At 64.6% G+C, this 14,674-nt stretch carries 10 protein-coding genes and 2 tRNA genes; 9 read left to right on the top strand and 3 right to left on the bottom strand.

From position 1 onward, the window contains the following. From ASG63_RS17890 to ASG63_RS17880, 3 genes are all read right to left on the bottom strand, one after another. A partial coding sequence (locus ASG63_RS17890) for a hypothetical protein (protein ID WP_056219360.1) occupies positions 1-191 on the bottom strand: 191 nt, incomplete at its 3' end. A gap of 1,026 nt (positions 192-1,217) precedes the next feature. After that, a complete protein-coding gene (locus ASG63_RS17885) occupies positions 1,218-3,320 on the bottom strand; it encodes a L,D-transpeptidase family protein (protein ID WP_056219357.1) in 2,103 nt (700 codons plus the stop codon). Positions 3,321-3,418: 98 nt separating this feature from the next. Continuing rightward, positions 3,419-4,912: a sigma-54-dependent transcriptional regulator gene (locus ASG63_RS17880; RefSeq protein WP_056219354.1), complete on the bottom strand. Its 1,494-nt coding sequence runs from the start codon at positions 4,910-4,912 to the stop codon at positions 3,419-3,421. Between the two features lie 296 nt (positions 4,913-5,208). On the opposite strand from ASG63_RS17880, the gene ASG63_RS17875 reads away from it, so the two are divergent. From ASG63_RS17875 to ASG63_RS17835, 9 genes are all read left to right on the top strand, one after another. Continuing rightward, positions 5,209-7,086, top strand: coding sequence for a M3 family oligoendopeptidase (locus tag ASG63_RS17875; protein WP_056219351.1), 1,878 nt, complete (start codon positions 5,209-5,211; stop codon positions 7,084-7,086). A 343-nt stretch (positions 7,087-7,429) separates the two neighbouring features. Further along, complete coding sequence (locus ASG63_RS17870; protein WP_056219348.1) at positions 7,430-8,794, top strand: ABC1 kinase family protein; 1,365 nt, start codon at positions 7,430-7,432, stop codon at positions 8,792-8,794. A gap of 124 nt (positions 8,795-8,918) precedes the next feature. Further along, positions 8,919-9,212 carry an aa3-type cytochrome c oxidase subunit IV gene (locus tag ASG63_RS17865; RefSeq protein ID WP_056219345.1) on the top strand — a complete coding sequence of 98 codons (294 nt, stop codon included), beginning with the start codon at positions 8,919-8,921 and terminating at the stop codon, positions 9,210-9,212. A gap of 69 nt (positions 9,213-9,281) precedes the next feature. Then, positions 9,282-10,421 (top strand): Re/Si-specific NAD(P)(+) transhydrogenase subunit alpha, encoded by a 1,140-nt coding sequence (locus tag ASG63_RS17860; RefSeq protein WP_056219340.1) that lies wholly within the window; start codon positions 9,282-9,284, stop codon positions 10,419-10,421. 17 nt (positions 10,422-10,438) lie between these two features. Further along, positions 10,439-10,888, top strand: a complete 450-nt coding sequence (locus ASG63_RS17855) for a proton-translocating transhydrogenase family protein (RefSeq protein ID WP_056219337.1) — start codon at positions 10,439-10,441, stop codon at positions 10,886-10,888. A gap of 3 nt (positions 10,889-10,891) precedes the next feature. Next, a complete protein-coding gene (locus ASG63_RS17850; RefSeq protein ID WP_056219333.1) occupies positions 10,892-12,292 on the top strand; it encodes an NAD(P)(+) transhydrogenase (Re/Si-specific) subunit beta in 1,401 nt (466 codons plus the stop codon). A gap of 114 nt (positions 12,293-12,406) precedes the next feature. Then, on the top strand, positions 12,407-14,215 hold the full coding sequence (gene recJ / locus ASG63_RS17845; protein ID WP_056219330.1) for a single-stranded-DNA-specific exonuclease RecJ: 1,809 nt from the start codon (positions 12,407-12,409) through the stop codon (positions 14,213-14,215). Between the two features lie 68 nt (positions 14,216-14,283). Then, positions 14,284-14,367: transfer RNA gene (locus ASG63_RS17840), tRNA-Tyr, on the top strand. 71 nt (positions 14,368-14,438) lie between these two features. Further along, positions 14,439-14,512, top strand: a tRNA-Gly gene (locus tag ASG63_RS17835). Positions 14,513-14,674 lie beyond the last annotated feature (162 nt).

Here is a 14,674-nt window from a genome sequence, read left to right as displayed (position 1 = left end):
AGGGCGACCAGGACCAGGAGCGGGGCGACCAGGAACAGGGCCAGGGCGGCCAGGGTCTGGTCCAGGGCGGGGCGGAGGGCCGCCAGGCTGGGACGGGCGAGACTGGGACGGGCAAGGCCGGGATGGGATGGGGTCAGCGCGGTCGTGGTGGTGCCGACGGGAAGGCCCTTCCGAGCAGAAGTGGTGTCCATCGTGACAGTGCCCTCAGAATAAGCAGACATCGNGGGATGGGGTCAGCGCGGTCGTGGTGGTGCCGACGGGAAGGCCCTTCCGAGCAGAAGTGGTGTCCATCGTGACAGTGCCCTCAGAATAAGCAGACATCGATTCCCATCAGCCCGTGGCGCTGAAGCGAAACAGGCCAGGTCCATCCCGTAATGCAGCGAACAATGACTACGGAAAGCATCAATAGCAGGAATTAGGCTAAATTCCTTGTAAACCATACCCTTGAATTACGACAAACCGAAGGCAGCAGCATGCACGAAAATACAGGTTTGGCAGTATATTTGCCGGCATATTGAAGCATATTTCAGTTATTTGAAATGGTACTATCTGAAGTAACCATCGATATTCAAATTCGTGCTCCCGCCCCCTGCACTTCACTAAGGAAGTGCATGTTGACGTCGATGATCCGCCAAATGCCTGGCCCATCAGGGTGACAAAGCCGATGGTTGCACATGCCATGCAGAGCCCGGCGTCATGCGTGGTCGGTGCCCCCCACGGGTCTATGGGCGCCTACTCATCGCTCAGGCTTACCCACCAGGCCGACTCGACCGCAACTTTCGAGTGTCGTGTTCCTTCGGGATTGGCGAGGGGGGACAGGTCGATGCTCGTCATCTCATGTGATGGACGACATCCGCAGGATCGGTCTGACCTTTCCGAAATCCTGGCGTGCCATTACGGCACACACGTCGACATTTGCAATCCGGTACGTTGCTGCGCCGCTAATTCTGCAGGTCGTTGCGCAATCGGATCCTGCGCCCTTAATTGGGCACATCTGAATGCATCCCTCAACACGTTTTCGAGCCTGTCGGCAGTCCTGAGCCGGCAGCGAACGGATACTTTCGGGAAGGGAGAAGTACACTCAGCTCATGCTGAAGATCGGCCGAACGTTGCTCGATTTCCCGAACCTTCTTGCGTCCATCCACGAAACTTGCGGGAAAGAAGCCTCCGCCGACGATCCGTTCAGTTGGGTCGCTCAGTCGCGCCAAGGTCCAGCGCTACCACCAACCGTTTAGGGGCCGGCCGGGTCGAGGGGTCCATAGGTCGGGTTCGCCAAAACCGGCGGGCGGGCGTTCGGCCGTGGCGCGCAAGGCGGGACCTTCGGAGTTCACCTCCCGGATCCGCGACCGCCGCCCTTCGTCCAGGGGTTTAGGTGCCGCCGTCAGGGCGGGCACAGTTCGCGCCGTCACCGCGGGCTTCTTCTGCGCCGACCGCCGGGCTTCCGGGGTTTTGCCGTCCGCCCCGCGCGCAACCAATAGGTTTCCTGGGCTCAGGCCGAGGGCGATTTTCATACGGGAGTCGTACCCGTAGAGGTCGGGTAGGGTCCGCACCGTGCCGGCCTCGTCCACCGACATCGTGAAATAGGCGAGGTGTACCGGCAGCTTTTCACTCAGGCGGATCTGGCGCTCGCCCTTCCCGATCAGCTTCTTCAAGCGCTCACTCGACCAGGCTTCAGGCAAAACTGCGTCGGCGAACCGGAAGGGATCCTCCACGCGCACACAGCCATGGCTTAGGGCACGGTGAGCGGAGGAAAAGAGGGTTCGGTTCGGCGTATCGTGCAGATAGACGGCGTGGTTGTTCGGGAACATAAACTTGATGAAGCCAAGAGCGTTGCGCTCCCCGGGCGGCTGACGCACCGAGACGTTGCCGTTGCGGTAGACCACTTCGTAGCCCCGACGGGCCGCGTAGTTCGGGTCGCGGGCGAGACCCGGCAGGAACTCGTTCTTCAGGATCGAAGGCGGGACGTTCCAAGAGGGATTGACGACGGCGTACTCCATCATCCCCGAGAAGATCGGTGTGGGCGATTCCGTTTTGCCGACGATCACGCGTGCTTCGTCGCGCTGACGCCCATCCCGGACGACCCGTAGGCGGAACTCCGGGATGTTGACCATGACGTAGTCGCGGCCGAGGTCGGAGGGCAACCAGCGCCAGCGCTCCATGTTCACGATGAGCGCGGCCTCCGCGTCGTCGGTGCGGGCTGCGGACTCGGGCCGGGAAAGAGCGGACACTGTTTGCAGGGTCAATGTGCCATTCGGGGCTAGACCTCGCGCGCGCTGGAACGCCGTCACGGCCGCGACCACGCCGGCATCGTAGAATTCTGGATTGCCCGGTCCGGCATCGAGGGTGCCGGCCGTCCGGGTTTCGAGTCCAAATCGCCTACGCAGGGCCGGAACGCGCGGGTCCGTCATGCCGAGCTTGAGCACTGGCCCCGGCGGCAGATGCACACCGGCCGCGGACGGAGTCTGGCCGTTACCTCGCAACACCGCGAGGCGCGCCTTCAGGGAGAGGTAGCCCGACTGAGCCGGATTGTAGCCCTGCAGCAGCGAACCGGCCGACGCGCCGCCGGATGCGATGCGGGCGAGGACGGCATCCGGTGCCGGCAAATCGAGGACCGGCGTGATCAAGCGAGACAGGTTGGCAAGATGGATGCGACCACCGCGCGCATCCCGTGCATAGAGCACGACGGCGGCCGAGAGCTTCAGGTCCGCATCCGCGATCTGCGCTTCGGTGGCGCCCTGCGTTCCAAGAACCGGCACAGGATAGGCGGACGCCGCTAGACCGTCCTCCCCCGCGGAGGCCAGACGGGCGGCCGCGGATTTTGCCGCAGGCGTGAGTGCTCCATCGACGATCCAGACCGGCTTGAAGGCACCCAACGCATAGAACGCCTGAATGGCCTCGCGATCCTTCGTCGAGAGCCGGAAGAGGAGCGGTGTCGGATCGGCAAGCCGGGTGGCGATGGCAGCGGCCTGCGGGTCGGTCGGCAGGGGCGGCGGTGCCGTTGCTTCGCTCGCAGAAGGCGTTCCCGGAATGGACGCGTTCGCGTCCGGTCCCCTCGCCGCAATCGGACCCGCGCTATCGGCAGACGGATCGGGCCTGGCTGCCTCGGGCGCGCCCGGATCGACCGAGGCGTTCCGCGTAACCGGGGTCGCGGAGGCTGCATCCGGAGCCTGTGCGTGTGAAGGCTGGGCCTGCGATTTCTGAGCGTCGGATGCGCGACCCTCTTGCTGCCGCATGTCGGAAACCTGGGCCTGGGCCCCATAGGCTGAGCAGCCCGCCAGCAGTGCGGACAGCGCGACGGAGGCAGAGCGCAAAACGCCCATGATGGCAACTCCTCGGGACCGACCATACCGGCCGATAGCATTAGGATAATCGGGCCAGGCGGCCGCGTGCGCAATCGCACGATCGCCGATAAGAGGTCTCAGGCAGCAGCCTCGTCGACCTTGTCCTCTTCCGCGAGACCAAGATCCTTGAGTTTCCGGTAAAGGGTAGATCGGCCAATTCCGAGGCGGCGTGAGACCTCGGACATTCGGCCGCGATAGAATTGGAGTGCGAAGCGAATGATCTCTGCTTCCAAGCCGTCCATCGTCTTCATCTCGCCGGTCTCTTCCGCGACCAGACTCATGGCATGCGGATCGCGCACTTCCACCCGGACGATCTCCCTCACGGGCTGCGGCGCGCCGCCCTGCACCATCGGCTGGATCGGTGCGGCGGGAATCCGGATGTCGAAGCCTTCTACCTGGGCGGCGATCTGCGGGAATTCGGACACCGTGAGTTCGTCGCCATCCGCCAGCACCACCGCGCGGAACAGAGCGTTTTCCAGTTGGCGGACGTTACCCGGCCAGCCGTACCGGGTTACGAGCGCCATCGCCTCGGGTGTGATGGCTCTGACCTTCTTGCCTTCTTCGGCCGCGAAGCGCGCGCAGAAGGAGCGCACCAGATCAGGAATGTCCTCGCGGCGAGCCCGTAACGGCGGCAGCGTCATGGGGAAGACGTTCAGGCGATAATACAGGTCCTCGCGGAATCGGCCCTGCTTGACCAAGTCGAGGAGCGAGCGATTCGTCGCCGAGATCAGACGGATGTCCACCCGTACGCTGCGCTTTCCGCCCACCGGATCGACCTCACCTTCCTGGAGAGCGCGCAAAAGCTTCACCTGTGCATCGAGGGGCAGTTCGCCGATCTCGTCAAGGAAAAGCGTTCCACCCGAGGCTTCGACAAACTTGCCAACATGACGCTCGGTAGCGCCCGTGAAGGCGCCCTTCTCGTGGCCGAACAGGGTGGACTCGACGAGGTTGTCGGGGATCGCGCCACAGTTGACGGTGACAAAGGCCTTGCCGCGTCGATCGCCGGACCCCTGGATCGCCCGTGCCAGCACCTCCTTGCCGACGCCGGACTCCCCTTCGATCAGCACCGGGATGTTCGATTTGGCCGAGCGCTCGGCGAGGCGGATCACGCGCTCCATATCCGGGCTCCGCGATGTCAGATCCTTGAAGCTCAGCGCGCCTGAGGCGCGCCGGCGCATGCGGCGGACCTCTTCCTCGAGCTGATCGACCTTCAGAGCGTTCTTGATCGAGACCTGCAGACGCTCGGCACCGGCTGGCTTGACCACGAAATCCGTGGCGCCCGCACGCATCGCCGTGACAACGGCATCGATCGAGCCGTTCGACGTCTGAACGATCACCGGCACGTCGAGGCCGGTTCTGCGCATCTCGGACATGACTCCCAGTCCATCGAGGCCACCGGGCATGACGAGGTCGAGAAGTACCACATCGATCGCATCGCCAGCGCGCAACGCCTGGAGGCCCTGCTCGCCACTCTCGGCCACCCGCGCCTCGAAGCCGAGGCGCCGAACCATCGTTTCGGCGAGGCGGCGCTGCACGGGATCATCGTCGACGATCAGGACCGTTGTCGACATGGGGCAGCCTCGCTGTTCGCAAGCGGACGGCATCCGGCGACACGAGGGTCGTCCGGGCGTCATCGTCGCTGGCGTGTTTCGTTTCGAACCGCAGGGTGCCCCAAGAGCGTAAAGCCGTGCTTAACGACGATCCGACTTTTGCGGAGCGGAGAGCGTTCGGCACGCCCCCCACTTCACACCCCCTGACAAACCGTCCAGACCCGCAGGATTCTGATCGACTCGGATTGATCGGACGGCCTTTGCACTCGATATCACCGCGCACGGACCTGACCGGTCCGAGAGGGAACCAGATCATCATGCCGAGCCGAGCCGTCGCCACTGCCAGTCGTTCGGGCATCGTCGCGAATGCGGAAGGGGCCAGCGCTGCCAGAGTCGCCGCGCATGCGGCCGATCTGGGGGCTTTGCCGGAATGGGACCTTACCGACCTGTATGTTGGGATCGATTCTCCCGATTTCTCGGCTGATCTGGTCCGCGCCGAAGCGGATTGTGCCCGGTTCTCCGAGCGCTACGCCGGTCGCCTCGCCGAGATGGCGGCCGCGTCGGATGCCTCGGCCCAACTAGCCGAGGCGGTCGCGACATACGAAGGCATCGAAGATCTGCTCGGACGCCTGATGTCTTTCGCGGGCTTGGTCTATTCCGGCGACACCACCGATGAGCTCAGGGAAAAATTCTACGGAGACACGCAGGAGCGGCTGACGGCGGCCTCCAGCAATCTGTTGTTCTTTGCCCTCGAACTGAACCGAATCTCAGACGAGTCGATGGATCGGGCCATGGCGGATGGGCCGCTCAACCATTACGCGCCTTGGCTGGAAGACTTACGGCGCGAGAAGCCGTTCCAATTGGACGATCGCACCGAGAAACTTTTCCTGGAGAAGTCCGTCACCGGGCGCTCGGCCTGGAATCGGCTCTTCGACGGTACGATCGCGGCGCTCCGCTTCCCCGTGCAGGGTGAGCAGCTTACCCTGGAGCCGACCCTCAACAAGCTTCAGGATCCGGATGGCGCCATTCGACAGGACGCTGCGGGCGCTCTCAGCGAAGTCTTCCGTGCGAACCTGCGCACTTTTACGCTGATCACCAACACGCTCGCCAAGGACAAGGAAATTTCCGACCGCTGGCGTGGCTTCAAGGACGTCGCGGATGCGCGTCATCTCTCGAACCGCGTCGAGCCCGAGGTGGTCGCCGCGATGGTGGAGGCCGTCCAGGCCGCGTATCCGCGGCTGTCGCACCGCTATTATCGCTTGAAGGCCAAGTGGTTCGGCGTCGAGGCTCTGCCCTATTGGGACCGAAACGCTCCTCTCCCCAAGGTCGATCAGCGCACCATTCCGTGGAGCGAGGCGCGTGACACTGTCCTCGACGCCTACCAGGCGTTCTCTCCGCAGATGGCCGACATCGCCCGGACGTTCTTCGACCGCAACTGGATCGACGCTCCGACCCGCCCCGGAAAGGCGCCCGGCGCCTTCGCGCACCCGACCGTGCCCTCGGCCCACCCCTACGTCCTGGTCAACTACCAGGGCAAGCCGCGGGACGTGATGACTCTTGCGCACGAGCTCGGCCACGGCGTGCATCAGGTCCTCGCCGGCCCGAACGGCGCCCTGATGGCGCCTACGCCTCTGACCCTAGCCGAGACTGCCAGCGTCTTCGGTGAGATGCTGACCTTCCGCCGCCTCCTAGCCGCCACCACGAACACGAACCAGCGCCGCGCCATGCTGGCGGCGAAGGTCGAGGACATGATCAACACGGTCGTGCGCCAGATCGCGTTTTACGCCTTCGAGCGGAAGGTCCACCTCGCCCGGGCACAGGGCGAGCTGACCGCCGAGCAGATCAACGGCCTCTGGATGTCGGTGCAGGCCGAGAGCCTCGGTCCGGCGATCGCGCTCGATGCGGGTTACGAGCCGTTCTGGGCCTACATCCCTCACTTCATCCATTCGCCGTTCTACGTCTATGCCTATGCTTTCGGCGATTGCCTTGTGAACTCGCTCTACGGCGTCTACGCCAAGGCCGAAGTCGGGTTCGTGGAGCGCTACTTCGCCCTCCTGTCGGCTGGCGGTGCCAAGCCCTACGGAGAACTCCTGGGCCCCTTCGGCCTTGACGCCCGCGACCCTGGCTTCTGGCAGATCGGACTGTCGATGATCGAGGGCATGATCGCTGAACTGGAGGGGATGGAGGCTGCGTAAGCGCTCAGCGATATGAGCGATGGAAGAAGGATGCCTCTCGTTGTTCGTCCCGGACAACGGGGGGTGGTTCATCGGTGGACCCGGCGCCTCGCTCGTCCCGGGCTGACCAGCCCGTCCCGTGGCATCGCGAAGGGCGATCCAAGTGAAACATGCCGGAGCTGTAAGGGTAATTTGCGGGCTCGCCACCGGTGAGAGTGACGTCGGCTGACTGACACGCCCAATTTTCGATGATCGGCCCGGCACTGGACTGTCGAGCCGCGACCCATGAGCCCGCTGCCCTGGCGTGATCGATCACTGCGCTTATCTCCGAAGAAAGTTTCTCCCGACGAGTTGATTGATCCCGATGGCCGACACCGATCGTGAAGCCAACCGCTTCTCCGCCCGCGCAAGTCGCTATGCCCGCGTCGGCGCCAATGTCGGAGGGGTGGCGGCGCGCATGGCCGGCGCGAAGCTGTTCGGCGGAAAGGAGGCTCCGACCAATGCGGTAGCCCTCGCGCAAGCCCTTGGCGGTTTGAAGGGCCCGATCATGAAGGTAGCGCAGCTTTTGGCGACGGTGCCGGACCTGTTGCCGCCCGATTACGCCACCGAACTGCAGAAGCTTCAGGCCGATGCGCCTCCGATGGGCGCCGCTTTCGTCAAGCGACGCATGATCTCCGAACTGGGGGCCAATTGGCAGACCCGATTCCGGACCTTCGACCTCAAACCGGCGGCAGCTGCCTCCCTCGGTCAGGTCCACCGCGCCACGGCCCTCGACGGCACGCACCTCGCTTGCAAGCTTCAATACCCGGATATGCAATCGGCCGTAGAGGCCGACCTTAAACAGCTTGAAGTCGCATTTGCCCTGCATCGGCGGATGTCCACGTGGCTCGATACCCGTGAGATCGCAAAAGAAATCGGTGCCCGTGTCCGCGAGGAACTCGACTACGAGCGCGAGGCCAAGCATGCCGTCCTCTACGGCGACGTCCTTCGCGACGTCGATGCGGTCCGCGTGCCTGCCATCCACAAGGATCTCTCGACGAAGCGCCTCCTGACGCTCGGCTGGCTCGACGGGCAGCGCATCCTCGATTTCGCCGAGAGTCCAGTAGACGTCCGCAATCGTCTGGCCCGGTCGATGTTCAAGGCCTGGTGGCATCCGTTCAGCCGTGCCGCCGTCATTCACGGCGACCCACACCTTGGCAATTACACGGTCTTCTCAGAAGGGGGCGAGGCGCGGGGGATCAACCTGCTCGACTACGGCTGCGTCCGCATCTTCCATCCACGCTTCGTCGGCGGTGTCGTCGACCTGTATCGGGGCTTGCTCACCAACGACAACGCACGCATCGTCCATGCCTACGAGACCTGGGGGTTCAAGAATCTCAACAAGGAACTCGTTGAAATCCTGAATATCTGGGCGCGCTTTATCTATGGGCCGATCCTGGAAGATCGCACGCGAACCGTGGCCGACGGGGTCAAGCCCGGCGAGTATGGGCGCCGACAAGCCTTCGAGGTTCATCAGGCCCTGAAGGCACGCGGTCCGGTTACGATCCCGCAGGAATTCGTCTTCATGGACCGGGCGGCGGTCGGCCTCGGCGCCGTCTTCCTGCATCTCCGGTCGGAGCTGAACTATCACCAGTTGTTCGAGGCCGAGATCGACCGTTTCTCCCTCGCGGATCTCGAAGGGCGACAGGGCGAGGCACTGGCAAAGGCAGGACTTGCTTCTCCGGCTTGAAAGCGTGGCCACAAAAAGCCGTTCGAGGCGATTGCCGGGCGCGCATGTCGATTGCGAGCGACCTTGGCTTGCGCTAAATCCCCTTGGAACAAATCAAGATGATGCCCAAGGGGACGCCCACAAGATGGCTGATACCAAGACCGTGTCCGGCGCGCATTACAGCCCGGCGATGGATGAGAAGACCCACGAGCAGACCTATCGCGGATTCGTTCGGTTCGTAGAGATCGGCACCGGTGTTGTGCTGTGTTGGGTTCTGGCCCTGGCGGTCGGCGGTATCCGCGAGGCCTGGCTGACGGCGATCTTCGGTGTAATCCTTTCCGGTATCGCCGGTGCGGTCGGTGCTCTCGCCCCCGCGATCGGCTGGAAGGCCCCCCTGGCGGTCGGCATCCTGCTGGCGCTTTACCTCGCTTTCGCCTGATCACTCTCCAACCACAACTTGACTGATTTGCGGGTCGCCTTCGGGCCGTCCTTTAAGGAGCATTCCTGCATGCGCATCGCTGTATTATCGGAAACCGATCCCGCGGAGCCGCGGGTCGCGGCGGTGCCAGAGACGGTCAAAAAGTTCATCGGCCTCGGGGCCGACGTCACCGTCCAGTCTGGTGCCGGTCTGAAGGCCGGCGTTCCGGACGCCGATTACGAGGCCGCCGGGGCCTCCATCGCCGGATCGGCCTCCGAGGCCGCCGGGTCCGCAGACCTTGTTCTGAAGGTCCGGCGTCCCTCGGCCGAGGAGATCGCCCTCCTGCCGCGCGGCGCCACGGTCATCGCAATCATGGATCCGTACGGCCACGAGGCCGAACTCGGTGCCATGGCGGAGGCCGGTCTCGACGCCTTCGCTATGGAGCTGATGCCCCGCATCACCCGCGCGCAGGTGATGGACGTACTGTCGTCCCAGGCCAATCTTGCGGGTTACCGCGCCGTGGTCGACGGCGCGTCCGAATACGGCCGTGCCATGCCCATGATGATGACCGCCGCCGGAACCGTACCGGCCGCCCGCGTCTTCGTCATGGGTGTCGGCGTTGCCGGCCTTCAGGCTATCGCAACGGCCCGCCGGATGGGCGCGGTGGTCACCGCCACCGACGTGCGCCCGGCCACCAAGGAGCAGGTCGAATCCCTCGGCGCCAAGTTCGTCGCGGTCGAAGATGAGGAGTTCAAGCAGGCCGAGACTTCCGGCGGATACGCCAAGGAGATGTCGACCGAGTACAAGAAGAAGCAGGCCGACCTCGTCACCACCCACATCGCCAAACAGGACATCGTCATTACCACGGCGCTGATTCCGGGCCGGCCGGCGCCGAAGCTTGTCTCGGAGGCGATGGTCGCCTCCATGAAGCCCGGCTCGGTCCTGGTCGACCTCGCAGTCGAGCGCGGCGGCAACGTCGAGGGCGCCAAGCCCGGCGAAGTCGTGGTGACCGACAAGGGGGTGAAGATCGTCGGCCATCTCAACGTGGCCGGCCGCCTCGCGGCGACGGCCTCCAGCCTCTACGCCCGCAACCTCTACGCCTTCGTCGAGACCCTGGTCGACAAGGAGTCCAAGGCCCTGGCGGTGAAGTGGGACGACGAACTCGTCAAGGCGACCAACCTGACCCGTGACGGCCAGGTCTCGCACCCCTCGTTCCAGCCCCAATCCTGATCCCGCCGGAGGATACGATGGCTATGCTTCCCCCCGATCAGGCCGCCGAGCAGGCGCGCGCCGCCGCCGCCGCGGCCCGAACTGCCGCTGACATCGCGCAGCAGCACGCGCTCCAAGCGCAGAAATACGCCGACGGCCTCGGTCACGGCCTCAGCGCCGTGACTCACGGAGCCGTCGACCCGACGGTCTTCCAGCTCGCGATCTTCGTCCTGGCAATCTTCGTGGGCTACTATGTTGTCTGGTCAGTTACCCCGGCTCTGCACACGCCGCTGATGTCCGTCACCAACGCGATCTCGTCGGTCATCATCGTCGGCGCCCTGCTCGCCGCCGGCGTGCCTTACGTCGAGCACGGCACCGGATGGGCCCGCTTCTTCGGCTTCGTCGGCATCATCCTCGCCAGCGTGAACATCTTCGGCGGGTTCCTCGTCACTCAGCGCATGCTCGGCATGTACAAGAAGAAGGCCTGAGACATGTCCCAGAACGTCTCATCCCTTCTCTACATCGTCTCCGGCGTCCTGTTCATCATGGCGCTGCGGGGGCTCTCGCACCCGACCACTTCGCGACAGGGCAACCTGTACGGCATGATCGGCATGGGCCTCGCCATGCTCACCACCCTGGTCGGCCATCCGCCAGCCGGGCTCGGCGCCTGGGTCATTGTCATCTTGGGCCTCGCCATCGGCGGCGGTGCCGGCGCAGTCATCGCCAAGCGTGTGCCGATGACGGCGATGCCGCAGCTCGTGGCCGCCTTTCACTCCCTCGTCGGCCTTGCGGCCGTAATGGGCGCGGCGGCAACGCTCTACGCGCCGCAGGCGGTCGGCATCCTCGAGAACGGCCACATTCACAAGGAATCGCTGTTCGAAATGGCGCTCGGCGTCGCCATCGGCGCCATCACCTTCACGGGCTCGGTCATCGCGTTCCTGAAGCTTGATGGCCGTATGTCCGGCAAGCCTATCATGCTGCCGCAGCGGCACCTCATCAACATCGGCCTCGGCGTCGCCCTTGTGGTGCTGATCGCAATCTTCATCGGCAACGAGAGCAAGGCGATCTTCTGGTTGATCGTGCTGCTGTCCTTCGTACTCGGCGGCCTCCTCATCATTCCGATCGGCGGCGCGGACATGCCCGTCGTCGTCTCGATGCTGAACTCCTACTCGGGCTGGGCCGCGGCTGGTATCGGCTTCACCCTGGGCAACCTCGCGCTCATCATCACGGGTGCGCTGGTCGGATCGTCCGGTGCGATCCTGTCCTATATCATGTGCAAGGCGATGAACCGCTCGTTCGTCTCCGTCATCCTCGGTGGCTTCGGCGGTGACGCCGCAGCAACCGGCGCCGGTGGCGCTGTCGAGACCCGTCCGGTCAAGCAGGGCTCGGCCGACGACGCGGCCTACATCATGAAGAACGCCGAGCGCGTCATCATCGTGCCGGGCTACGGCATGGCTGTAGCCCAGGCCCAGCACAGCCTTCGCGAGATGGTCGATATGCTCAAGAAGGAAGGTGTGGACGTGAAATACGCGATCCACCCGGTCGCCGGCCGCATGCCCGGTCACATGAACGTGCTGCTCGCCGAGGCGAACGTGCCCTACGACGAGGTCTTCGAGCTGGAGGACATCAACGGCGAGTTCCCGCAAGCCGACGTGGCCTTCGTGATTGGTGCCAACGACGTCACCAACCCGGCGGCAAAGACCGACAAAGCCTCGCCGATCTACGGCATGCCGATCCTGGACGTCGAGAAGGCCAAGACCGTCCTGTTCATCAAGCGCGGCATGGGCTCAGGTTACGCCGGCGTCGAGAACGAGGTGTTCTTCCGCGATAACACCATGATGCTGTTCGGTGACGCCAAGAAGGTGGTCGACAACATCCTCAAGAATCTCTGATGCGACCGCGGGCGCTGGCCCGCGAGACCTTCCTCGAGGGGCCGGCGCGTGTTCGCCGGCCCCTTCGTCGTTTGGGATGCAGTCCTGCGTCCCAGATGGCGCTATGATCCCCCCGTGTCAGCCGCCCTCGCCCTCGACGCGCCTCGCGCGTTCCTCGACATCTCCCACTCGGTTCTCGGCCGGCCCTGGCGCGACCGCTGCGCCGATCCGGCCCTCCAGGCTTACGCGGCGACGATGGTGCAGGCGCATGCCCTGCCCGAGTTGCTGGCCCGGGTCCTGGCCGGGCGCGGCATCCGACCGGCCGAAGCGGAGGCGTATCTGCAGCCGCGAATGCGCGACCTGATGCCGGACCCGAACTGCTTGGTCGATATGGCGACGGCTACCGAGCGGCTCGTGCGCGCTGTTCTGACCGGCGAGCGAGTGGCGGTATTCGGCGACTACGATGTCGACGGTGCAGCCAGCGCGTCGCTCCTGGCCGGCTACCTGCGTAGCCTCGGCCTGATCGTCCAAATCCACATTCCTGACCGAATCACCGAAGGCTATGGCCCCAACGTCGCCGCCGTCGAGGCTCTGCGGGAGGCCGGCGCTACGCTGCTGATCACCGTCGATTGCGGCACGAGCGGACACGCGCCCTTGGAGGCCGCAGCGGCAGTCGGCCTTGATGTCGTCGTCCTCGACCATCATGGCGCCCCAGAGCACCTGCCCCCGGCCCGTGCGCTCGTGAACCCGAATCGCCTCGACGACTTGTCGGGGCTCGGCCATCTCTGCGCCGCTGGGGTCGTCTTCCTTACGCTTGTTGCGCTAAACCGGCGACTTCGGCGAGAACCGGAATTCGTCGATCGGCTGCCTGACCTCGCCGAGTCGCTCGACCTCGTTGGCCTGGCCACCGTCGCGGATGTCGTCCCGTTGGTTGGCCTGAATCGCGCCTTCGTCGTGCAAGGCCTTAAGGTGATGCGCGCCCGCGGCCGCATTGGTCTCGCAGCGCTTCTGGATGCTGCGTCTCTGACTGAGCCGCCAGAGGCTTGGCACCTCGGCTACCTTGTCGGCCCGCGCATCAATGCCGGGGGGCGCATCGGGAATGCGGCTCTTGGGGCAACCCTCCTCACCACGGCCGACCCGGCCGAGGCTGCACGGATTGCGGCGGAACTCGATCGGCTCAATCGCGAACGTCAGGTCATCGAGGCGACAGCGGTCGCCGCCGCCGAGTCCGAGATGGACCACGCGCTCAGTCTCGATCCCGAGCAACCGGTGCTGGTGGCCGCGTCCACCGACTGGCATCCCGGCGTCGTCGGGCTCATCGCGGCGCGCTTGAAGGAGCGCTTCGGCCGCCCGGCCTTCGCTTTCGCCCTTCGGCCGGACGGCACCGCAACCGGTTCGGGTCGATCGATCGTCGGTGCGGATTTAGGGCACGCGGTCCGCACGGCGGTCGAGGCAGGGGTTGCCCTGAAGGGTGGAGGCCACGCTATGGCGGCGGGCGTCACGCTGCCTGGTCCGAACGTCACGGGTTTTCGCGATCACCTCACGGCTGTTCTATCCGAGACCGTTGCCGAGGCACGGGCTGTCGAAGCGCTTCTGGTGGATGGCGCAATGAGCGCGGGCGGTGTCACCGCCGAACTCGTGCGCACGATTCACCGGGCCGGCCCATTCGGATCCGCGGCCCCGGAGCCGACCTTCGTCCTGCCGCGACACCGCATCGTGGACGCCGCGGTCGTCGGTCATGGGCACGTTCGAGCCCGTCTGCGAAGTCGGGATGGCCAGGCCATCGGCGCCATCGCATTCCGTTCGGCACAGGGTCCTCTCGGACAGGCAATCCTATCCAGCGTCGGCCGAGAGGTGCATGTCGCTGGGACGCTGTCCGTGGATACCTGGCGTGGCGCTGAGCGTGCCCAAATGCGCATCTGCGATCTCGCATATTTCGATTGAGCGATGCGGTTGACTCCCGCCCGGGCGGTCATCATAAGGACGGCGCGCCGTCGAAAGACGGTCGGTTTGGGGGAATGTCCCGAGCGGCAAAGGGGGCGGACTGTAAATCCGCTGCGTAAGCTTCGTAGGTTCGAGTCCTACTTCCCCCACCAAATCTTTACCGAGATCCCGAAACTCTCCGGGATGTCTCTAGCCTCGGCGACCTATTACAAAGGTCGGCGATGCGGGTGTAGCTCAATGGTAGAGCAGCAGCCTTCCAAGCTGAATACCCGGGTTCGATTCCCGGTACCCGCTCCATCCGATTTCTGAATCCGACGCCGCTGAAGCGGCATGAAAACTTCTCCATCGTTTGCCGAGGGTCCGAACGAGGCCGATTGATCGGTTGCTTGGTGCGGGTTGGCTCGCGCGACGACGTTTTGCGTTGGCTTTCCAGCGGTTGATATCGACGGATGGGGATGT

It is taken from the genome of Methylobacterium sp. Leaf94, from assembly GCF_001426045.1.
Taxonomy (GTDB): domain Bacteria; phylum Pseudomonadota; class Alphaproteobacteria; order Rhizobiales; family Beijerinckiaceae; genus Methylobacterium.
This window is presented reverse-complemented; position numbering and strand designations above follow the sequence as displayed.